Source organism: Nostoc sp. GT001, from assembly GCF_030382115.1.
Lineage (GTDB): Bacteria > Cyanobacteriota > Cyanobacteriia > Cyanobacteriales > Nostocaceae > Nostoc.
The window spans coordinates 210,388-231,735 of sequence record NZ_JAUDRJ010000001.1 but is presented as its reverse complement, the minus strand read 5'-3'; the positions used below and the strand labels follow the sequence as shown (position 1 = coordinate 231,735).

25 protein-coding genes and 1 pseudogene are annotated in these 21,348 nt (G+C 42.0%); 5 read left to right on the top strand and 21 right to left on the bottom strand.

All coding sequences use genetic code 11. The features are described 5' to 3' along the window. Positions 1-547: 547 nt before the first annotated feature. Together QUD05_RS01105 and QUD05_RS01100 are read right to left on the bottom strand one after the other, a co-directional pair. Positions 548-859, bottom strand: a complete 312-nt coding sequence (locus QUD05_RS01105; protein WP_289794307.1) for a hypothetical protein — start codon at positions 857-859, stop codon at positions 548-550. A 10-nt stretch (positions 860-869) separates the two neighbouring features. Next, positions 870-1,085: a hypothetical protein gene (locus tag QUD05_RS01100; protein WP_289794306.1), complete on the bottom strand. Its 216-nt coding sequence runs from the start codon at positions 1,083-1,085 to the stop codon at positions 870-872. Between the two features lie 38 nt (positions 1,086-1,123). Here QUD05_RS01100 and QUD05_RS01095 point away from each other — a divergent pair, with 38 nt between their 5' ends. Both QUD05_RS01095 and QUD05_RS01090 read left to right on the top strand, forming a co-directional pair. Next, positions 1,124-1,456 (top strand): DUF5674 family protein, encoded by a 333-nt coding sequence (locus QUD05_RS01095; protein WP_289794305.1) that lies wholly within the window; start codon positions 1,124-1,126, stop codon positions 1,454-1,456. Then, positions 1,453-1,827: a hypothetical protein gene (locus QUD05_RS01090; protein ID WP_289794304.1), complete on the top strand. Its 375-nt coding sequence runs from the start codon at positions 1,453-1,455 to the stop codon at positions 1,825-1,827. The genes QUD05_RS01095 and QUD05_RS01090 overlap by 4 nt, the downstream gene beginning before the upstream one ends. A 3-nt stretch (positions 1,828-1,830) precedes the next feature. Here QUD05_RS01090 and QUD05_RS01085 read toward each other — a convergent pair whose 3' ends face one another. The 14 genes from QUD05_RS01085 to QUD05_RS01020 form a co-directional block, all read right to left on the bottom strand. Then, on the bottom strand, positions 1,831-2,106 hold the full coding sequence (locus QUD05_RS01085; RefSeq protein ID WP_289794303.1) for a hypothetical protein: 276 nt from the start codon (positions 2,104-2,106) through the stop codon (positions 1,831-1,833). Then, positions 2,103-2,465 (bottom strand): hypothetical protein, encoded by a 363-nt coding sequence (locus tag QUD05_RS01080; RefSeq protein ID WP_289794302.1) that lies wholly within the window; start codon positions 2,463-2,465, stop codon positions 2,103-2,105. Before QUD05_RS01080 ends, QUD05_RS01085 begins: the two co-directional genes overlap by 4 nt. A 2-nt stretch (positions 2,466-2,467) precedes the next feature. Beyond that, the gene (locus QUD05_RS01075; RefSeq protein WP_190234010.1) at positions 2,468-2,617 is read right to left on the bottom strand and encodes a hypothetical protein; all 150 of its coding nucleotides are present in this window, start codon (positions 2,615-2,617) and stop codon (positions 2,468-2,470) included. Then, the gene (locus tag QUD05_RS01070; RefSeq protein WP_289794301.1) at positions 2,601-2,843 is read right to left on the bottom strand and encodes a hypothetical protein; all 243 of its coding nucleotides are present in this window, start codon (positions 2,841-2,843) and stop codon (positions 2,601-2,603) included. The genes QUD05_RS01075 and QUD05_RS01070 overlap by 17 nt, the downstream gene beginning before the upstream one ends. 9 nt (positions 2,844-2,852) lie before the next feature. After that, entirely contained in the window at positions 2,853-3,749 is an 897-nt protein-coding gene (locus tag QUD05_RS01065) for an RNA-guided endonuclease InsQ/TnpB family protein (RefSeq protein WP_289794558.1), read from the bottom strand. 14 nt (positions 3,750-3,763) lie between these two features. Next, positions 3,764-5,059 (bottom strand): RNA-guided endonuclease InsQ/TnpB family protein, encoded by a 1,296-nt coding sequence (locus QUD05_RS01060; RefSeq protein WP_289794300.1) that lies wholly within the window; start codon positions 5,057-5,059, stop codon positions 3,764-3,766. 156 nt (positions 5,060-5,215) lie between these two features. Continuing rightward, positions 5,216-5,509: a hypothetical protein gene (locus QUD05_RS01055; RefSeq protein WP_289794299.1), complete on the bottom strand. Its 294-nt coding sequence runs from the start codon at positions 5,507-5,509 to the stop codon at positions 5,216-5,218. Positions 5,510-5,568: 59 nt separating this feature from the next. Continuing rightward, positions 5,569-5,907, bottom strand: a complete 339-nt coding sequence (locus QUD05_RS01050) for a hypothetical protein (RefSeq protein ID WP_289794298.1) — start codon at positions 5,905-5,907, stop codon at positions 5,569-5,571. Positions 5,908-5,918: 11 nt separating this feature from the next. Next, entirely contained in the window at positions 5,919-6,188 is a 270-nt protein-coding gene (locus tag QUD05_RS01045) for a hypothetical protein (RefSeq protein WP_289794297.1), read from the bottom strand. A 66-nt stretch (positions 6,189-6,254) separates the two neighbouring features. Further along, positions 6,255-7,013 carry a hypothetical protein gene (locus QUD05_RS01040; protein ID WP_289794296.1) on the bottom strand — a complete coding sequence of 253 codons (759 nt, stop codon included), beginning with the start codon at positions 7,011-7,013 and terminating at the stop codon, positions 6,255-6,257. Between the two features lie 170 nt (positions 7,014-7,183). Continuing rightward, positions 7,184-7,429, bottom strand: coding sequence for a hypothetical protein (locus QUD05_RS01035; RefSeq protein ID WP_289794295.1), 246 nt, complete (start codon positions 7,427-7,429; stop codon positions 7,184-7,186). After that, entirely contained in the window at positions 7,426-7,641 is a 216-nt protein-coding gene (locus tag QUD05_RS01030; protein ID WP_289794294.1) for a hypothetical protein, read from the bottom strand. The genes QUD05_RS01035 and QUD05_RS01030 overlap by 4 nt, the downstream gene beginning before the upstream one ends. Positions 7,642-7,737: 96 nt before the next feature. Next, entirely contained in the window at positions 7,738-8,163 is a 426-nt protein-coding gene (locus tag QUD05_RS01025) for a hypothetical protein (RefSeq protein ID WP_289794293.1), read from the bottom strand. A gap of 289 nt (positions 8,164-8,452) precedes the next feature. Further along, positions 8,453-9,055: a hypothetical protein gene (locus QUD05_RS01020; RefSeq protein WP_289794292.1), complete on the bottom strand. Its 603-nt coding sequence runs from the start codon at positions 9,053-9,055 to the stop codon at positions 8,453-8,455. Between the two features lie 246 nt (positions 9,056-9,301). Here QUD05_RS01020 and QUD05_RS01015 point away from each other — a divergent pair, with 246 nt between their 5' ends. The 3 genes and pseudogenes from QUD05_RS01015 (at position 9,302) to QUD05_RS01000 (ending at position 13,746) form a co-directional block, all read left to right on the top strand. Next, entirely contained in the window at positions 9,302-9,565 is a 264-nt protein-coding gene (locus QUD05_RS01015; RefSeq protein ID WP_094345164.1) for a hypothetical protein, read from the top strand. A 2,017-nt stretch (positions 9,566-11,582) separates the two neighbouring features. Next, complete coding sequence (locus tag QUD05_RS01005; protein WP_289794290.1) at positions 11,583-12,923, top strand: hypothetical protein; 1,341 nt, start codon at positions 11,583-11,585, stop codon at positions 12,921-12,923. A gap of 52 nt (positions 12,924-12,975) precedes the next feature. Continuing rightward, positions 12,976-13,746 (top strand): annotated as a pseudogene (locus QUD05_RS01000) (transposase). A gap of 137 nt (positions 13,747-13,883) precedes the next feature. On the opposite strand, the gene QUD05_RS00995 reads toward QUD05_RS01000, so the two are convergent. Genes QUD05_RS00995 through QUD05_RS00980 form a run of 5 tightly spaced genes read right to left on the bottom strand, consistent with a single transcriptional unit; the run spans position 13,884 to position 21,202 of the window. After that, complete coding sequence (locus QUD05_RS00995; RefSeq protein ID WP_289794289.1) at positions 13,884-16,433, bottom strand: AAA-like domain-containing protein; 2,550 nt, start codon at positions 16,431-16,433, stop codon at positions 13,884-13,886. A gap of 7 nt (positions 16,434-16,440) precedes the next feature. Further along, entirely contained in the window at positions 16,441-17,838 is a 1,398-nt protein-coding gene (locus tag QUD05_RS00990; RefSeq protein ID WP_289794288.1) for an AAA-like domain-containing protein, read from the bottom strand. Between the two features lie 18 nt (positions 17,839-17,856). Next, positions 17,857-18,876, bottom strand: a complete 1,020-nt coding sequence (locus QUD05_RS00985) for a pentapeptide repeat-containing protein (RefSeq protein ID WP_289794287.1) — start codon at positions 18,874-18,876, stop codon at positions 17,857-17,859. Then, the gene (locus QUD05_RS33890) at positions 18,848-19,120 is read right to left on the bottom strand and encodes a pentapeptide repeat-containing protein (RefSeq protein WP_354666106.1); all 273 of its coding nucleotides are present in this window, start codon (positions 19,118-19,120) and stop codon (positions 18,848-18,850) included. Before QUD05_RS33890 ends, QUD05_RS00985 begins: the two co-directional genes overlap by 29 nt. 36 nt (positions 19,121-19,156) lie before the next feature. Then, positions 19,157-21,202 carry a pentapeptide repeat-containing protein gene (locus tag QUD05_RS00980; RefSeq protein ID WP_289794286.1) on the bottom strand — a complete coding sequence of 682 codons (2,046 nt, stop codon included), beginning with the start codon at positions 21,200-21,202 and terminating at the stop codon, positions 19,157-19,159. Between the last annotated feature and the right edge of the window lie 146 nt (positions 21,203-21,348).

Here is a 21,348-nt window from a genome sequence, read left to right as displayed (position 1 = left end):
GGGGAATGGGGAATTATAAAGTTTTCTCCTTTGCCCCTTCTCCTTTTCTTCATTAATTGGGGGGCAGAATTCGCCCCTCTTTTTTATTAGACCTCTTGCAGGGAAAAGGGNTAAAGGAAAATTCCATCCCTCCTCCCNNNTCCCCGCCCCTTATTCTCAGATGGCCCNCCAGCTTCACCTTTATCCGACAAATGCCAAGAAGTCTTTCGNNGATGTCGCAAATCAAGTGTGCCGTGACATTTTAAAATGCTCAAAACCCTTATTCTTTCGTTGCGACATCGTGCCGCTTTTTCTGAAACCCTTATATTTCTAGTGTCACAGCCATTATTTTCTAAAACTCCCTCCCTGCAATTATTAGAGCCATTTTTCTCCCTTTTTTGGCCGCTTTCCGTGCCGCTTTTGTTTTTTAACTTGATTTTTGAGTGGTTAAAAATGCCTCAAATCCTGTCGGGGTAAAGAGTAGAGATGTCACAACTCAAAGCGGCACACTTGGTCAAGTTTTGAGAAAAACAGGCTTTTGGGGCTTTTTTTATTAAAGCCCGATTTTTCACACCGCCTCTAAATACTGTGTCAGATTCTCAATCTTGCGCTGGCAAAAGTCAATCTCGCCTTCTATCTCCAAACGCAACTCCTTCTCAGGTGGTAATTGAACCCCAGATTCGGAAATATATTCGACCTGTTCATCTTCGGTGCTAACTAATATTGCATATCGCCATGAACCATCTCGTTCAGGAACCACCAAGTTTTCAAATAGACAATACTGAACGCCTACAATCATCCCCTGCTTGGTTCTTTGCCCTAACGAGTATTTTGGTGATGTCCAATGATTGGGAATAGTGACAACTTTTGAAGTTTCCATACGATTGTTCCTATCTTTGTTTTGATTGTGGTTGTACTATTCGCTGCTGCCTTTTCTCCACCAAAATCTGACCGATAGCTCCTCCAGTACCCAGCCCTAACATGACTGTAGCAATCGTGTACATTGTATATCTGCCAAAAATTTGTACTCCAATGTACCCAATAGATATGGCCGCTAATGTACCAGTGAGACTTACAACGATTGTTTGTGCTTGATTCCGTTCCATAATTAAAATGCCTTTCCCTGATAGAGGTTATGATTTAAATGATTTTGCTGTTACGCGAACGCGCTACCCCGGAGCAACTTGAACTTATGCTGCGTTCTCACAAGTTTTACATTAGAACCGCAGTTGATATCGAACGTCGGGTGCTGGTTGGTGGTGGTGGTCTACACGCTGATTGTGAAGAAAAGTTGCTAGATGACGGCAGTAGACAACAAGATATTTGGGCTGCCAGTTTTATGCCGATAAGTGGAAAAATCATTTATGAGTCGATGGTTAATCTTCGTCCCCGGCAAAATAGATCAATGGAACTTTTAGACCCTAAAATTAGAGAAAGGGTAGCTCAACTGATTAACGAGTTCCTAGGAAATTTATGATCGAAGTGACACCAAAGCAACAAATTTTTATGCAAGATGATGTGACTACACGTTTACGTCGTCTAGCTACACACTTGTCACAAATTCAATCTTTGTGGACTCAAGGCTCATCAGAGGATTTAATACTGGCTTTGGTTGATGAAAGCAGATACTTTGTTGAGTGGACTGTGCCAGACATGGTAAAGGCAGATGATATTGACCGAGCCTGTGAGTTAGTTGATTTAGTTCGTCTTCTGACTCGTTGGCTATTCCATTGGGACGATATTTGGACTGATGCTGAACAAAAGCAATCTGCATCTGTTCAAATTTCGTATTGGTTACAGCGAGTTTTGGAAATATCACGTACAGAACCGGAATCACTGAGTGCCTGAAGTCTATGAAGTCTTTCTCTGTTTGACCAACACCGAACGCAAGTACTGTCGGCAAGCTGCTTCTCCCCGGTGTATCAGAATTCGCAGCGCCTGTATTTCCTGGATTGGAGAAACACAGATTTCAGCAATCGCAGCAATCAAATTCTGTTGCTGATGCACGTAATCTTGAAGCTGCTGCTCTAGCACAGCAATCTTGGAGTTTAGTTGTTGTATCTGCCGTAACGCTTGCGTCAGGGACGATTCTTTGTTTCGAGAGCGATTATTTAGGGTTAATGTCATTTTCTTGCTCCTTCTTTAGATAGTTGAAAGCCTTGCCAATCGGGGCATTCCACGCTCTCAATGCCTTCGGGATGAACAGAACAAATTAAAGGGGAGCCGTTGTAAGAGATCCCGTGATAGTATTTGCAACCTATACAACTGGTGGGTCTATTTAAAGGTCGAGGTCGGCGCAACATAACTTGGTCAATTTCATTTTGACCAGTAATTCGGTCAACCATGAATGCTGTGATCCCAGTCCCGGCTATTGCTCCACTAATGACGTACATGATATTTCTGCCGAGATATTGAGTGCCGAAATATCCACAAATAATTATTGCTGCTGCTGCACTAATACAAGAGAGAAAAACTGGTCGTTTCATATTTATTGCTGTTTTTTGGGTGGTTCGTGCTTAGATAACAGAGCGGCAAAATCATAAATCGTTACTGTTGGTTTTGGTTCCGGCTCCGATTTTGACTCTATTACCAGTTCTGGGCTACCCAAACCGACTGCATTTTTAATTTCCTGCTCCATATTTAGGTTCTCCTTGTTGATTAATTTGCTCCACCTGATCAATTGCATCCACTATTTGTCCTAAAATATTGAACGCATCATTTAGCACCACATTTTTTGATGTAGAGAAATACTGCGAAGACTGAATGTTGCGATAATCTCGGCTACTGCCAACAAGCCGCAATGTATGTTGACAGCCTTGTAAGATAGTCCGAATCTCTGTTGACGCTCTGCGATCTAAAGACACACAGATTCTCTAAAAGTTTTTGCCGTATCTCTTAGATATCCGACTGTCAGCCACTGTATATTGGGTTAAATCGAATAAACTTAACTGAATATTCAATGACTCATAGGCATGGTTCCTGGACTCCCCACCCATCGGTAGCGATATCTTCACAGGCATAACTTTCCGAGAGTCCCCCGGTAGAGTCTTTTTAATGTTTTTAGGGAAGACTAATCCCACACGTTTTGCAATTGTTCGAGAAGCTTTTGTGTCAGCGTGTTGTGTGTATCCACAGTTAGTACAGAGAAATTTTTCTCCACTGCGATTACTCTTGTCAGTATGTCTGCACTGTGGACATTCCTGACTGCTATGCTTGGGATTAACTAGAATAACTGGTTTACCAGATTTAGCAGCTAACCAAGCAATTTTGGCGAATAAATCACCCCAAGCACAATCAAGGATAGCCTTGTTTAAACCACTCTTGCGACTAGCACCATTTCTCTTATATCCACCTTTGCCATCACGTTTTGGTTTGGCACGCTTAACCATGTTCTTGATGTTTAGGTCTTCACGTCCAACAGCATCAGCAGTTTTGACAATCTTACTGGCTGCTTGCCAATTGTAGCCGTCTCGATGTTGTGCTAATTTATGTTGTTTTCTGGCAATTCTAGCGTATGCCTTGTTTTTGTTTTGAGAACCCTGGCGCTTGCGGCTTATGGCACGTTGACGCATAGTTAAACGTCTAGATGTTTTGATGTTAGTTGTAACTCTAATATTTTCGACAAAACTACCATCTGATAAAGCTACAAGCTTATTCACACCAACATCAATCCCGACTACTGATTTGATTTGAGATATTGACTTTTCTTTCGGTAGTTCTTGGGGTATTTGAACTAACATCGATAAGAACCATTGACTACTCCCCCGAATGAATTCGGGGGATTCTAAAAGGATGCTACGCGACGGGTTAAAACCACGTCGCTCGGCTTCTTTTTAGCTGTCACCCAGATACAGATCCGGGTGGGGTGAGTCAAAGCACCCCTAGACACTCCACTTAAATCAAGTCCAAGTGTTGTGCTTACTTTGCGGATGATGTTGGCAGCACCATTGCAATCTGCATTGATGTACCAGTTCATTGCTGTTCTAAACAGTCCACGCTTTATTCTGCGACCAGAAGATTTCCAGCTATCGGGTTTTTCACCGTGTTTTGGGAGTGTATCAGCATCTACAAACGATGCAGTAGAGGTGTTTGCTTCTTCTGTTTCTACAAACTCAATGCTGTACTGTTGGCATAGTTGCTCAATTCGCCCTTTGAGTCTAGCAGTTGGGATTTGAACAAATTGTTGATTGCGTTTCTTTCCTAAATTAATCTCTTGTTTGATACCTTGCCCCCATCCAAAAATAACTCTACCAATGCGATTATCTAGACAGTGGTTAATAACAATTCTTCCCACTTGATTGATAGCATCTCTGATTTGGCGGTTACGTTTCTCGGTGATGGTGGCAAGTTTATTAGACCAAAACCCTTGAGGTTTATTTTCTTTAATCGTCGCTACTTGTTTGTTATACCAACGATTTAAGCTTTTAATGTGTTTGCCATCAACAATGAAACTTGTACCTACGTTAGAAAGGCAGGTTAACCAGTTGTTTAGTCCGTGGTCAATACCCAGTACATTGCTTTTATCCACATCTGGTTTTACCGTAGTAGTTTTGTAAACAAACTCCGCATAAAAACAACGGTTTCTAGGTAGAATTCTTACCTCTTTAATATCATCAAATCTTAAATTTGACGGCATTGGTAGAGAGAAAGAATCTAGCTTAAACCAAGCTTTTACTTGAGATCCGAGAGGTATTCTAATCTGTCCATCATTTAGCTTTAGTGCTTGTTTTGGATAACTAACTAGATTAAAACCATTCTTTCTGTACTTTGGTGGTCTAGGTTTATCCGCTAACTTACCACGATTGTACAAAGCGTTAAGCTGTTTAAATGATGCAAAGGACTCATACACAGAACGACACAATTGTTGTGCTGCCTGAGAGTAGAGTGTTTGGAAATGACGATTTGATTTCATTTCGCTATCTAGCTCAAACTTGGTTATATAGCGTTTGCCCTTAAACCATATTTGACGAGCATAGTAGACGGCACAATTTGATAGTTTGTTTGCTTCAGAACAGATAAATTCTAAAATCGCTTTTAAGTTTTTATCCACATGAATCAAAACTTGTTGACAACCGTACAAATAAATCACCCCCTTAGTATTATTAATTATCTCATTGCTTGCATCTTTACAATATTAAGATTACGTGGGGAATGCGGGATAAATCCCGCCGTATCGCATTTCATCCCCTGTCTAAAGCACGAAACACGCAACTGCGTTGCTGTTTCTCAAGGGCTTTCATGCTCTCGTTGTTTTCAGGGCAATATTTAGATCAGTTGGAATAACACCATGTTTCAACACAGGGCAAGTTAGTGGACAATACCCACCATATTCGACTCTGGTTTTCAGATCGCAGTAACTACCCCAAGCATAATTAACTGGTTGATCAGCATTCTGATTATTAGTATTGTATCCAATCTCTCGTTCTCTAAGTGCATAGTTTCTATGCTTCTTGAGAGTGATTAACCACTGTGACATTTTTGCTTGTTGAAGCTGACAGGGTTTTAACTTAAAGTTCCATCGGACTAGCATTTTTATCACCTCGCTTTCGGCGTAGAAGTGTAGAAATTGATTTTTTCATATTCTTGAAACTATGACTGTGACAAAACCCGTTTTTGTTGTAGCTGCTTGTATTCATCCCAATTCTTGGGATTATGAGGTGATAAGATTGATTCTTCAAACTCCCAGTTTTGAGAATTGGTATCGAAAAACTCAATGGCTGCATCAAAACCACACTGTAAAAATCTGCTGTATGATTCTTCCGAGCAAAGAATTGATTCGACAATTGCAGTCAAAAGTTTGAGATTGATTTCAGTAGCAGCACCTTCTTTGTGAAGCCATTCAATTGTTTCTAGCAGTTGTTGTTTAGCAGAAGCCGCAGTAGATGGTGGTAATGCTGCAACGGGAGTAAAACCTGTTAGTTGTTTCATGTTTGATTGGCTCAAAAATTATCTATTTCTGCAACACCTTCATCAGTTACTACTTTGCGCTGAGATTTGGCTTTGCTAATCTGGAATTCGTTCGCTTTAATTACAGGTATTGCAGCCTCTTTAACTGCTGCTTTTGCTTGATGATAGAGAAATTGAACTACACCATCTGCATCTTCTTCATCCTCCACTTGTGCCCAAAGTGAGCAGCCCAATTCGAGAGATTCATAATTACCCAAGTTAAACTTTCTCGAATAGTTAATTGAAACAGTACCGATTTTCATTGACTTGTTTGAACCGCTAATTTATGTAGTGGCGACTCAAAGGTGAATCGCCTTTTCCGTGTCTAATTACCGCTTGTTAACTTGCGGCATAACTGTCTGATTCTGCGCTTGCAGAGATAGCCGTGCCTCAGTTTCCGAAACCGGGGATAATGCTGGTGCAGTGACAGCATTACTAGCCCATCGCTCATAAGTATCATTCGTCACCCAGTGAACTGTTGCCCCAGATTCAGCACCAGAGCGAATCATCTCGGCTGCAACGAGTGCGTCTTTTTCAAAATCAGATTGAGGATTGCGATAGCTCCACTGAATGAACCAGTACGTTCCTAGCGCCCCTTCCACTTTCTGAAACTCAGCACAGAAAATGTAGTTTTTGAGTACGCTAGCGATCGCCTGATAACAGAACTCTTTGGGATCTTCCGGCATCCCTTCCTCACACCACTGCTGGAAAGCACGATGGGCGAAGTGATTGTACAGTCCGGCGAAATTGTCTTTACTGCGGCGGTGGATCAGGAAAGAAAGCAGCATAGAGGCTGGCCCCTTAAACTGGTCTTTTAGTCCGCCAGCAACAGGAATTACCCAAAGTTCGGTAAATGGTTCATTGGTGAAGTTCTCGTTGATAGTCAATGCACGGTCAGGGCGGGAGATTGCGATCGCAAAATCAGCCTTGTTACCTTTGAGATATCCTCCTGCTTGTGCTTCTAGAATTGTCAATTTTGGGGGACAATCGAGAAGAAATTGCCCGTACTCTTTAGCGCAATTCGCTTGTAGTTTCGGTTGGCTGGGTGGGATGAGAAAGACGCTGTTGTTGATTTTGATGATTTCCATAATTGCGTTGTTGTTGCTAAAAATTGCGTTGATACTGGATACTGTTCGACTTAGCTATTTATGACAATTCCAGGAATTGTTTTTAATTCGTATTTCAGCACTTCGAGTTGATATAGCCGCTTTTTAATCTCTGCTTCTAGAAGTGTTTTTAATTCCTGCGGCTTGAGCAATTAAATCTCATTCTCTAAGTGATTTTCTTCACTATTATCAACCATCTCAATGCTGAGTCTTGTACATAAATCACTAGCTTTTACACCAATAATTCCTGGCTCAATTTCAGTAGATAGTTCCTCAATTATTGAATGAAAACCAGGGTCTTCATCATTAATTTCTATCTCCATCAAACCTGCATTATTCGATACAACAGTTGCCCAAGTTGGCAAAAATTGAGGAATACTGGTTGCGTAGAGTTTCATACTTCTACCTCTTGATTAAACTTGACTTCAACAATTTCTTCTACACAACCCATTGCCTCACCCAAGTAATGCAATGTATCACCTACGTGAGTTGCTGCCTCTGGGTCAATCCTTTTATCAGCAATCAACTTGAGCCAATTTTCATCTTGAGCGATCGCCTGAATGTTCAGATAGCACGAGTTAAACTGTTTCAGTATTTCTATCGGTTTCATTGATTTATCCGATGAGTTGCGTGGTTGTATTCAGATAAACTGAGAAATTGATTTTGCTCTTTACTTTAGAGGTGGGTTTTCCTGCCCACCTATTTTTTACGCTGCTACCAAATCGCTAGTTTCTGGCATTGGTACGTATTTCTTCAACCGTTCCCATTCTTCATTTGTCAGCGCGTCAAATTCAATATCTAGCAACTCTTCTTCTGTGGGTGGTTTTTCTGTAGCCGCTGTTAATCTACCTGTCATCACCATGAAGTCGTTCAATCCCACTGCTGCATTTAGCGACTCGGCGTATCGAATCTTATCTACTGCATTTGACCAATGAGTAATGTGTTGAAATATCACTCCCAGCATTGAATGACCTTTGTACACGCGATAAACTCTGGGGCAAGCTCCATCCACGTATACGAGTTTGTAGGGAGGAATCTCTTGCACTTCTGCATTGGGGTCTGTTGGAGGGAGGAGAATTTTCTCTTTTGGATTATCCAACTGGGCTTCTTGAAGAGAAAGTGTGGTAATCATATTNNNTGTGCCATGATGATTTCGATTGTCTAANATTTCGGTTGAACGGCGATTGCATAACTCTAGGACTGCGGTCGCCTTTTTCACTTTTACGGCTAGGGATTTCTTACACCTCTGCATTCGTATCTGTCGCAGGTAGGAGAATTCTCTCGTGACAGTCACCTACTTGAAGTAAGAGGTTACTTGCTGCACTTTGTGTCATGATTATTATTTCTAAAGCAGCGATTGAGCTTTGAAGGCGATTGCTTTTGTCTTGGGGCAGCAATCGCCCTTTTCTCACTTCAGCAACTTACGCCGCTACTGCCGCTCGTACTCCTAACGACGCAATCACTTGTTCGGCACTGCCAGCAACCCGATTCACTCCGTACTGCCTCGGTCTTGCGTACCACCGTTCTTGATTGCACCCGACGAAGCCAACAAAACGCCCGTCTTGGTAGAGTTTGGTGCTAAACGAGAGCCAGTCGATCTCTCCGTGGTACAGACCGAAAACAGTGCAGGCTTCCTCTAATTCATCGCTTAATCGCTCGTTGCGCTCCAGGGGTGTTTCTGGCAGAGTCGCTTTGACTTCTGCAACTCTTTTTGCGAACCAGTTGCGATCAAATGGTAGTCGTCCGCCTTCCACGAACTGCACCCATACTGTGATTCCGCCTTCGATCCAAATGGTGCGAACAGATGAAGATTCAACTTCGATAATCTCGCCAATGATGCGGCGGTCACGAGATGTTAGGGGGTCTTTGGTTGGCGCTACAGCTTCGGCTTGGGATTCGAGAAGGTAGTTTAGTTCTGCTTGGGCTAGGGCTTGCTCGTCTTTGAAAGGAACGTGAGCAAATGTGGTTAGTGTGTTGAGATTTAAGCTTGAAGGTGCTTGCTCTGTATAGGTTGAATGCGTCATAATTATATTCCTGACTCATGTTTTGGGTTAGGTTTTCACAAAGGGCGATCGCTAGTTTTCCAGACAGGGTGATCGTCTTTTGTTTGTATATCATGAATCTAATATACTATTTTGGCTAGCCACTGTCAAGACACAATCTAGCCAATTAACTGATCTACATAGGCTTTAGACATTAGTAGAAGTTATAGCCACTGGCTAGACCGTGCTTTATAGTGTAAATAGTTGTTTAAATTCAAAGAAGAAAAGATGGCAGACGAAAGAAAGCTTTCTACTAGGAAGCGTGGCGCTCAGATGAATGTAAGGCTTGATGAGAGCTTGTACGTTGAGTATAAGGAGTTGCTAGAAAAAGAAGGAACAAGTATGACTGAAGATATAGAAAGCTACATTAGAGGTAGACTCGGTAGAGAAGAGAGTGAAACTAATGTTGTTGATATCAGGCAAGTTATAGAAAGACAACAACAAGAGATAGCGGAGATTAAAGCAGAACTGGGAAAATTAAGGGCGGGCTAGCCGCAGAAAATCAACAACTCAAGAGTCAGCTAGAACACATGCTAGCCAGCGCCAAAAATCTCATAAATCTAGCAACAAACTCGCCTCCTATAGAACAATAGGGGGCGAAGCTTTTAAAGGGTGGTGATATCTGTCTAGCCCAGTTGCTTTTGTGGCTAGCCTAGTGCTAGACTCAAAGCAATTATGCTGACAAATTCAAACCCCCAGCGATTGTTTTCGAGGCAGGCGCTGAGGGTAGTTCCACAAACGCTCAGGTTTATGGTTAATCAAACAATATCAAATCTTCTTGCACCATGCACAGAGGATAATACCGTTATTGACTACAACCCCGGANACAACATCGCTTTTAGATTATGGTGTTGTCAACACCAGCATCCAGGAAACCTTCACCGCCATTGACCGGTTCGAGTGGCAAGCATCCGATGAACTTCGACTGATGCGAGATAAAGGCTATTACGAAGATGGTGGACACAAGAGCTTTGAAGCTTACTGCGAAAGTGAGTTGATCAAACACGGGGGATATCGCCGGGTCAGAGATTTGCTGTCTGCCAAGAAAGTAGTTGATACTCTGCCAGAGTCACTCAGGGAAAAGATTACTAAACCCTCTCAAACTCGCCCCTTACTCCGGCTGGTTAAAACTCCTGATAAGTTACACGAAGCTGTTGCGATCGCAGCCAAAGAAAAGCCCTTCCCCACTGCCGCAGACTTCGCCAAAGCAGTACAGAAGGTCGTTCCAAACAATACGTCACCCACTAGAACCAGTAGCACAAAACAAGAAAAAGTCAAAACGCAATTGTGTAATTCTGTCACTGTTTCTTCCCTTTCACATCCCAGATATGGGGATTCGGGAGTGATTGAGGCAGATACACCCAATAACTATCAGCAGATTGTCACCTTTAGCGATGGTGAAAGGTTGTTGATCAACAATGCTGATTTGACTGGTTTAAATGACGCAATTGTGTCATTCTCAGCAGAGCGCACATACCCAAAAGAATATTCTGAAGCAATCGCAGCACTCAAGGAACAACACCAGCAAGAGTTAGAGCGCTTACAGCAGGAATTGAGGATTGGGCTACAGTCAGAAGCCACAGCCAGAGCAGAAGAACAAGTGCAAGAGCAAATCCAATCTCTGCAAAACCTGTACAAGCAGCAGAAAGAGCAAAACATCCAGTTGCAGGAACGGCTGGATGAAATGGAGGGGTTGAGGAAGCTGGAGATTGAGAATCAACAACTCCAGCAACGTATTCAGGAATTGGAACGTGCCGTAGAAGAACGTCCTGTCCAACAGTGGGGAAATACGATGACCCAGCAAGCGACCAAAGCGTTGAACAAGCAAGTTAAACAGGCGTTGGAGAAAACTATTGATTTGCGATCGCTAGCCCAGGAACCCCCAAAAGAAAATGCCCAAGAATGCTTACGACTCATGGGCATGGCGCTGAAAAATCTCGCTAGTGCGATGAACAACGCCCAAGCTTTGGAAGCTGCGGCAATCATTCTAGGGAGTGAGCCGACACCATCTGCGATCGCCTATCGAGCCGAACAACTGGAAATGTTGCCCCAGGCTGTTAGTGATATTCGGCAGGTGCTTGCAAAACCTGGGTGTACTTGGCAGGACTATTGGGCAGTGGCGCAAGAGTATGAGGTGATTAAACAGGACTATTGGGGGGAATTGACCAGTGAAGAGACTGATTTAATTAATGCACTCCAAAAAGCATCTACTGAAACCGACATCATTGGCGTTGGTTCTATCGTTGCCCATGCTGATCCATACCGTACTTTGTATGTCGAGAGGGGGGAAGTTGTAGAGGATTTGGGCGAAGAGTTGGTGGTTGCCTGGGATTGTTGGAAGGAGCAATCAAAAAAGGCTGATAGGTATTTCCGAGACGAATTGCGATTCTGGCAACCTCAATAAGCTTTCAGTGTATCGGTAACTTTTTAGACAACAAAATAGAAGTACCAAGCCCTGCAATCGTTGTAGGGAAAATTCCGTGCGTCAACATAAACAGGAGATTGAAATATGACTGCAACTATTACCAGACCCAAGCTCAAAAAGTCTGCTGCCACTAAACCACAGTCACCGTATAAAAGGCTTCATGTGATTATTCCCATACAAGATATGCTCTGGGCTTCGCAACAAAAGCCTTCAGTTACGCAACTGTGGCAGGAGTGCTGGACGGCTGACCCCTATGGTTCTCGGTGGATGCCTCTGACTTCTGCTTTGGGTTACAGTACTTTTATCTCTGCGAAGAAAATTCTTTCCGAAAGTGAGCTGTTCATTTTTAAGCCGGATAAGTCAATTCAGGATAGCCGAGAAACCGTTACCTGGATGGTAAAAAATTTACATGGTAGCCGAATGAAGGAATTTTGGGAGAAAGCCAATTTGGAAAATCAGCAACCAAATTCTGAAAAACGAGAACCAAATGCTGGGGATTCAGAGAAAGATGCTGGCTCTGAAGAAATGGGTGCTTCGTATAAAGCATCTATTTTAGGTAAAGACCAGTCAGAGCAGGGGTTCCAGGAAACCTCACGAACTGTTCAGGAACACCTCACAAACTCTACAAAAGAGTTTGTGAGGTGTAACTCTGACACGCAACCCGTTATTTCGCACTCTTGTGAGGCGGCGATCGCTCCCTTGAGGGTCGCGTCGCCTCTGATTGTTCAAGGCGTGTCAGAGAATGAGGAAGACTCGCCTCCGGTGACTGACTGCACATTGCTGGCGCTTGTGGATGCTGTACAGGGTGAATCTGCTTTGTTGTTGGCTGAAAACCAAGACTGTGGTGTTGAGCCGAGAGACTGTCATGAAGGTGCTTGTTCCGCCGCGCCCGTCGCACAAAATAAATCTTCTGACAAGGAAGCGATCGCTAATCAAATACAGGGGCAAGTAGAACAAGGTCAATCTGCTTTCTTGCCAGGAGAAAACCAAGTTTCCGATGTAGAAATGAAAGCAGATCATAAAGGCACTGGTTCCGTCGCGTCGCCTGCCCAAATTGAATTTTCTTCAACTTCAGCGATCGCAGATCAGAAAATAGAACCGAGTTGCCCCTCTGCTTCGTTGTTGGTTGAAAACTCGGTTTCGGGCGTAGAAATCAAAGCAGATCATGAGGGTGAAGCTTCCGCCGCGCTCGTCACTGAAAAATGGTCACATGAGGCGATTGTTGCAAGGGCAAATGTGCGACCGGAGCGTATGCAGAAACTCAAACTTGCGGCAAATTCGGGGGAGAATCCAGGGTTGGGCTTCTTGCAGGAGTGTTGGGACGATGATCCGGCTTTGCAGATTGTGATTAAAAAACTATTGGCGAAGTTTCCACAGTGGGGTATTGCGATTGTGGATGGGATGTTGCTTAATTGGGAGGAGTAGGGAGTCTGTACAACAAAATATAAAATATACTAATATAATTTACGTATTTGCAATGTCTCGTCCAAAACGCGACCTTCAAACTGGATTTTGCGACCACGTTACTGTCCGTTGCAACAACCGGGAGTTTCGCTTAACACGCCTAGAATGCCGTGAAGTACTGCTTTACGCCATCAAGAAGGCACAGGGGAAGTATCAATTTAAACTTTATGCCCTGTGCATAATGAGTAATAATGTCCATTACTTGATAGAACCCCAACAGCCTGAAGAATTGCCGAAAATTATGCACTGGCTCAACTGGTACACTGCTATGTACTTCAATCGAATGCTCAACCGCACAGGTCACTTCTGGGAGAAGCGATACCACAGCACAGGTTTTCTTAACACAGATCAGCGACGAGCTTTGAATACATTGCGATACATCCACGCTAACCCAAAAGCGGCGGGGATGCATCAAGGCTTCTTCTATGACTTTAGTAATTACGGCACTCATAACCGCTTGAGCAATGATGGCATCACGCAATGGCATCCATCTTTTTTGCAATTGGGACGAACTTTAGAAGAGTGTGCGGCTAAATATCGCAGGTTTTGCCAGAAATATCGACCAAAGGCTAAACCAGAGAAATGAAATCACTGGGGTAGCAACTTTTTACCATCGATTTTAAAAGGTGCAAAGGCGAAAAAGTGATCACCTGAGCAGTTGAGTCTACCTTGGAACAAGCAAAGGGTAACAGAAAGTACGGAAGTACATGAGGTAGCAATGGAATTTATTCAGGCTAATTGCTATCAGCCAATTGTGCCAGGTATCGAATTTATGAAATGGTGATTATTGCGTGGAAAATGTGCGTTGCAATAATTGTTTACAAACTTCTGAAAAGACTATAGGTTAGACTTTACAAGTCGCAGCCCGAGAAACTCCTCACTCCCCAATTAATGTCATCTCCGACAATGTACCCGCCCCCCTCAAGCTCCTTGCCAAATGCCNGTACTACCCCCCCCAAATCTCATCGTCGGTAGGCTACCTCTATACCCTACTGCGTTATCTTTTATACCCTTTATCAGTTCAGTGTAACTCACCCACGAACCTCTATTGTCTCCACTTGCTTTCTCAGCATACCATCCTACTGTCTTAGCGAACTGAAAATAGTTTTGCGCTGTGCTGATCCATATTTCCTTTTGCACACGAAAGCCAAAACGGTTGTCTGTATTGAACCAAAGCTTGTCTATCTTTTGCAGGTCTGGACAAGAAAATCTATTGATGTCCGAATAATCTAAATATCCTTGTTCTTCTCGTTTAGCAATATTGAGCATGAGTTGGTCTGTTTGTTGGTCAGCCGACTCCCAATCTTTATTCTTTAAATAATATACGAGTCCAACATATAAATATTCGGTAAGAGATGCTTCAACTTGTTTCTTAAATTCTAATTCTGTATTATTTTTTGGAAGTAGCTCTATTTTTTTACTAAATTCTAATTCTTTATTATTTTTGGAGAGTAACTCAATTAAATTACGATGAACAGATTTAACAATCTTATTGTCAATAATTTTTGGGGCTGATTGGAAAGATTTGAGTTGAGGATGTTTTTGAAGGAGGATGAATGCATCTTGGTAAGTTTCCTTTGCTTGATTAAGAGTCTTGTCTTGTGTCCTTAGTAAATTACCTTCAACACTCAAAGCAAATATATTTGTCTGCAAGAATTCATTGTTTGGTTCTAAGTTCTCTCTTTCGTTTTTATTGTACTCCCATCCTTTTAAAAAATTAATACTCTGTTTCATAGCTTCTTTTGCTGATTCCCAATCTTTAAGATATTGATAAGCTAACGATTTAGTAGCATGAAGGTACACTTGTTCAAGTTGATAGTCTTTAATTTTTATATTTGCTTTTTCTTGTATTTGAGTACTTTGCTCAGACAAACCCTTCTCTGATAACTTTTCCGACAATTCTTTTAGTTGTTTGGGATAAGCGACGTATGTGTATGTTTCTTGAAGTTTCTTTTGAGCTTCTTTGACTTCTAGTGTAGCCATTGTTACTGAAATTGCTGTTCCAAATACAGTTAAAATTAAAATAACAGTCCCACTTCTAATAAGTCCTTGAGCTTTCTTATTAGCCTTACTAAGTAATTCATTTCTTTGCTCTAGCGCCTCCCTATCCTTCCTATTAGCCTCACTAAGTAATTGATTCCTTTCCTCTACTGCCTCCTTATCCTTCCTTTCTCTCTCAAAAGCAGCTTCTTGTTCTTGAACAGTGATTTTTCCCTGAATTTCTTTCTCTTTACTAGCTGCTAAATACTGTTTATCCTGATAACTTAAGTTTTTATCTCTCGCCCATTCTTCCGCTTCTTGTAAAGCCTTGCCCCGCAACAACCGTGATTCATCAGCACCTCCAGAAACTACCCAAAAACGAAAATTTTCAGAATATGGACGGAGATTATTTAATTGGTTTTCTATCCAATTGAAGTCAAAGATTTCCCGATAAATCTGGTTATAAATTCTCAGCTTACCTTGCTGCCTAACAACTAATCCCGAAAGCTGTAACTCACTTTGCTCCAAAGTATCATCTGCTATTATCTCAACTTCTTTCTCACTCAATCTGACTTGTTGGTACAGTTCTAGTAAATACCCTGCCCGTTGTTCATCCCGCAAAATCCTGGCTTGGATTGTTCGCAGGTGTTCAGGTTCATCAAGTGATTCCCAATTTTCAATAATCCGTGACCTAACAACTTGCTCTATTGAACGAGGGTTATCTTGCTCAGATTCCTCAACCATGAACTGACACAGCTTTTGAGTCAGAAATGGTTGCCCCCCAGTCCACTGCAATATTTCTTGTATTATTGCTTGAGGATTATTAAACTTTCCCTGCAAACCCTTCTCTAATGGTTCAGCCTCATGTAGTTGAAAGCCCTTAAGGGAAATAGCCTTACCAATGTTAAACGGAGTACGCTGTTTATCTGAAATTAAATTGCTAGGCGAGGCAACCCCTAATAAACAAAAAGTGAGGCGATTATATTCAGGGTTATCAACTCGTTTGTTATAGCAAGCGCGAATCAATGCAAAAAAGTCATCTGTGGGAAAATTCAGACTGAGTACGCTATCGATTTCATCAACAAAAATAACGATACTATCTTGAACTTCAACAAGTAATACTTCTTCCAAAAACTTGCGAAATCTTGTAACTAGCGAATTTAACTGATTCGCTTCCCACCAATCACCAAAATCTAAATCTAATCCAAAACTGTCAATGAGCGTGTCAATTAAATCTGCATACCATTGTTCGGGAGGGACATTCTGAATACCTCCAGCAGAAAGGTCAACAGCTGCACATTCTACGCCATCTTCCCTCAATCGCTGCATGGTTCGCACACGCAAGCTGGATTTTCCACTTTGGCGCGAATTTAGTACGTAACAAAACTTCCCCGCCTTCAGTCCTTCATATAACTGTGCATCAGCTTCTCGTATGACGTAGGTGCTGGCATTTTCAGGTAGACTTCCAGAGAATATGTATTGGTCAACCACGATTTACCTACTCCAAACGAGTTGAGAAATACTGACGATACAAATCACAGCCAGGAACGCAATCATTACTAACAAGTTTTACTAATCCCAAGCTATGCAACTTAAACGCAACTTCAGTATCTAGCCTCACAGGTGCATTCGTCATTACTATTTTTTTATACCCTATCTCAAGCTGGGGATTATGTTGTAAATGCCACAGTTGTTGTCGCAAGTGATCGCTGAAGATTCCTTGCTCTGTTGGCGCAAGCCTCAAGAGTTCTTCTAAGGTCACTTGCTGGCTTTTGAGATGGGCAATCGCAGATTGTACCAAATAAGGATGCCCCCCTAGCAACTCCATCAACCCGCTTAAGTCCTGTTCTCCCAGGCTTAACTCATTCTGTTTGGCGAGGGTTGTTACTTGTTGCAGATTAAATTCGGGTAAATCAATCGCCAATCCCACATTAAACGGGGAATGATTACTATCTAAGGAAGGGTAAGATTCAGTCGAATGAACTACTACTAACCGCAGCTTCTTCCAGATATTACCAATCTTGTCTCCTTGTTTCGCAGCCTCATACCATCCCCGCAGTAACAAGCAGAATTGAGGGAAAATGTCTGGATATTCAAATAATCGCTCAAAGTTATCTATAGCTAAAACTAAGGGAGTATCAGTAAGTGATAATAAATATTTTTGAAAATAACGGGTACAGTTTTTATTCAGCCCAAAAACCTCTTGCCAGTGTTTATCTAGTTGCGGTTCTAGTTCCAGACTGTCAGCCACATCAACACATAACCATTGTAGAAACGTTTTTAAATTAGCCAGAATATCAATATCAGCCAGTTGTAAATCTAATTTTGCAGTTTGATAACCCTGGTGTCTTGCATAGTCTAGGGTTTTCTCTAGCAGTAATGTTTTACCCATTCTCTGTGGGGCTTTGAGACGAATCAATGCCCCTGGTTGCACGATTGCTTTATAACATTTATCTTCAATTGGTGGTCGCTCAATATATATTGTTGTGTCTGCCGCTAACCCAGAGTTATCACTCGTTTGCAATTGTTGTTCGATTGCATTCAACTTGTCACCAAGTTCCTTCAAGGTGCGTTCTTCTGACTGAAGCTGGTGTTCATATTGGAACTTGCGGGATACATCGGTTTCAATAACCAACCCTGTTCGTAAATTTGCAACTTTCTGGCTTTGGAGAGTGTAAGCTTTTTCGAGTGAGTCTTTTTCAGAAAGCGATCGCTCTCTTTGATTCTGTGATTGGATTGAATTACCTGATGCTGCCGTCTGCTGCTCAAGGTGAATGTTGTAGATGTCGCCGCCAATTCGCCCAGCGTTCACTGTGTCAGCGTTGATAAACCCACCGCCAAACTGGGAATTGCGTAAGTCATTGCTGACTTGCTTTGGGTCTTGTGAATCGGGCATGGGTCGGTTTGGGCAGGTTTAAGCGTTGTTGTGAATATTACCACCTATTCGTTCTGAGTTAACAGTGTTGGCATCTACTATGCCACTTGCAAACTGCGGATTCTGCATATTGTAGTTAGAAACTTTCCTTGGATTTTCTGCTAATGCTTTTTGAACTGACCCTTGCTGTTCCACTATGTAAAACAAGCGGTTAATCTGTGCTTCTTGTTTGGAAATTAGAGTATCTTTATCTTCAAGTCTTGCTCGGTACTGCGCCTCTAATGTCTTAGCTGCAAATTCATAGCCCTGGATGAACTGATTGTGGATTTTCGCTTTGTCTGCATCAGGGGAAACAGCAACTCTGACTACGAGAATGCCGTCGCCTTTCTTCTCAATGCTTTGGACATCTAGTTGAGCGCCTTGGTTTTCGACTTCTAATTTTTTGAAGGAATAGGCAAAAGCGTCCCAGTCGATGCCGTTACGGAAGATTAGGTCAACTGTTTCTAGGGATTTTTGGAACAGTTTGGTGAATTCTCCAGGGGCAAAGTTACCACTGCTGGGACGGCGTTCTTGTTGCCCTTCCTTAAGGTAAATATAAGCACAAATTACACCTTCAAGGTTGGTAGCGCTGTTAATATGCCAATCTTCTATGCAGGCTCCGGTAAATGTTGCTCTTGTGAAATTTGTTCCTAATGCTTGTACTCTGCTGAGGTTAGACTCTTTGAAATTAGCTCTACTAAAATCTAATTCACTCAGGTCAAATCTGCTAAGATCAAGTTCGCTAAGGTTTGTACCCTTGAGCTTTGTCCCTGTCGGGTTAGCTCCTTTAAATCTGGTTCCTTTGAGTTTTGTCCCCCTAAGATTAGCTCCACTTAGGTCAAATTCACTCAGGTCAAGTTTGCTAAGATTAGCCTTCTCAAGATTAGCTCCCCTAAGATCCGCTCCTCTGAGCTTTACCCCATCGTCAAAGCCAAAATTGCTAAGGTTAGCTCCTGTGAGGTCAATTCCGCTAAGATCCGCTTTTCTTAGGTCAGCTTCTCTGAGATCGAGCTCCTCCAAATACAACCCCTCTAAGATTTGCCCCTCTCAGGTCGGATTTGCTCAGATTTGCTATTGGTAAAATTTCAAATTCGTTGAATACAGCGCCCATGAGGTTAGCTTTTCTCAAGTTAGCTTCGCTAAGATTAGTCCCTCTAAGATTAGCGCTTGTGAGGTTAGGAATTATCCTGGGATATTTACGTCTCCACTCATTCCAAACTTCTACTCCTTGCTCAAGTATTGCCAAATGCTCCTTATTCGCCATCACCAGTTACTCCCTGCTTCATCTGTAGCAACTGAACTATTCAGCATCCTGCCACCCTTCTAAAGTTGCCAAAAGTATATTGACAAGAGGATGATCCACTAATTCCTTCAATGCCTCAGTTCCACCAGATTTCAACGCCCCAATTACCCGCGCTTTCAAAGTGGGATTACTATCAATTTGCTTGAGTGCTTCTGTCACTGCTATCTGTTTTTCTAGTGGAGTGTTAGTAGGGTAACTCTGCCCTAACTGATTGAGAAGCTGCTGAATCTCTGCTGCGGCTTGTGCGAGATTCTGCTTTTGCTCAGTGGAGTAGTTGGTAATGTTGCCGCCGATTTGATTTGCGGTTACTGTGTCTGCGTTGACTAGACCACCTCCAAATTGAGCGCCTTTGAGGTCAAAGTTAGATTGTTTTTTAGAACCTTCTGGCATTATGGTATCTCCTTGATTGTGATAATTTTGAACATAAAAACTAGGACGCTCTAGGGCTGTAGTTATCATATTCTCTAATTTATTTATTTGGTATTCTTTCTCTGCTATTAATACTTTAAAATCTCTCTCCGCTAGCGCTTTGAGTTGATTATAATTAATAAAATAATCTCTACTTAATTCAGATTTATTAGCTGTAGTTACTGTTTTAGCACGGAGTAATATCTTATCTTCACCTCGTCTTTCTATTGCTACAATCTCAAGCTCTGCCTCTGGGTTATTTTCAGCTAGTTCCTTAAAGGCGATTGCGATCGCTCTTGGGTCAATTCCTTGGCTGTGGTAAAGGTCGAGTGTATCAAAAATTGGTTTGATGAAATCCCCAAACTCACCTGGAGCAAATATTTCTTGCCTATTGTCGGGTTTGCGGTGAGGATCAGGGTTTTCTTTTGTGGGCAAACGCATATAAACATATTCGCACCGCACCCCATCAAATTTAGTATTGATAGTGATGCCCCAATCTTGAATGTAGACTCCAGTTAAAGTTGCGCCTGTGAAGTCAGTGCTGTCCAGTTGAGTTTGTACTAAATTTGCTCTGGATAAGTTTGCATCTTGTAAGTTGGCTTCACTTAGGTCTGCACCTATAAAGCTTGCATCTGCTAGGTTAGCGCCTTTCAAGTTGACTCCTCGCAAGTTTTGGCGGTCAAAAATTTGGTTCTGTCCTTGTCCTGTAATTAATAAATTACGTACTTGCGAATTTTGAAGATAGGTTTTGTCAAGTTCAGCACAATCAAGCATTTTAACTTGATAAAAATTGGTGTGCATTAAATTGGCTTTTCTAAAATCCGCATTTCTAAGTACAGCTTTAGTAAAACTAGCATTAGTCAAGTCAGTTCCACGAAAACTTGTACCTCCCGTAGCAGCCCAGGCAATAGCAATGGTACGAATCCAAAAGTATTTTTTATTTCCTTCTATTGCTTGATAGCCAAAATAGATGCTAGATAAGGCTATAGATAAGGCTATAACTAAACCTACAGTTATCAATATTGCTCCAATTGTATTGGATATGAATTGAAGGGAGGATGTAATTACAGATGCAAGTACGGCTAGAATTACTATTATGGAAGCAATTATAACTAACGTCTTGTTAGAAGCTGCTATAGATACTGCTATAGCTACAGAACCTAGTATCGCCAAAGCTACTAATAAAACTCCAGTTGCTGCTCCGGTAAAAGCTGGCACGAGTTTGATTCCAGCAGAAAATACAATAATTATTCCTCCAATAAGAGTAAATACTTTTAAACCAGTTTCTAAACCCTGAGAAATTGTACTGATAAAGAAGGTAGTCAATAAAATAAAAGTAGTACAAGCTATGATTTGGGATTCTAATACAGGCGTTTTGACTATTAATAATCCTAAATAATTAGTTATATATGAAAAAACCCCTAATAGTCCCACAAATAAGAATAAGGCAATCGGTAAGTAAATACCCCAACGCTTTTCCAGCCCAGCTTTGGCATGACTAAAGTTTGCGCCTATTAGGTTTGCACCAGTAAAATCTGTACTTCGGATATCTGCGCCGCTAAAGTTTGCCCCTGCAAGGTCTTGACCCTTGAACAAACGACCTCTGAGATTCTGGTGAGAGAAGTCTTGGGGCATGGCTAGGCTTATAAAAGCGAGGGGTTATGTTACATACAGCTTCAGTATCAGCTTTTACGGACTGTAATACAAGATTTCTGTTGAAGTTTGTGTGTTTAGCGATCGCCTTTGTTTTTTACGAACTAACGTTGTGGGAATCCACAACG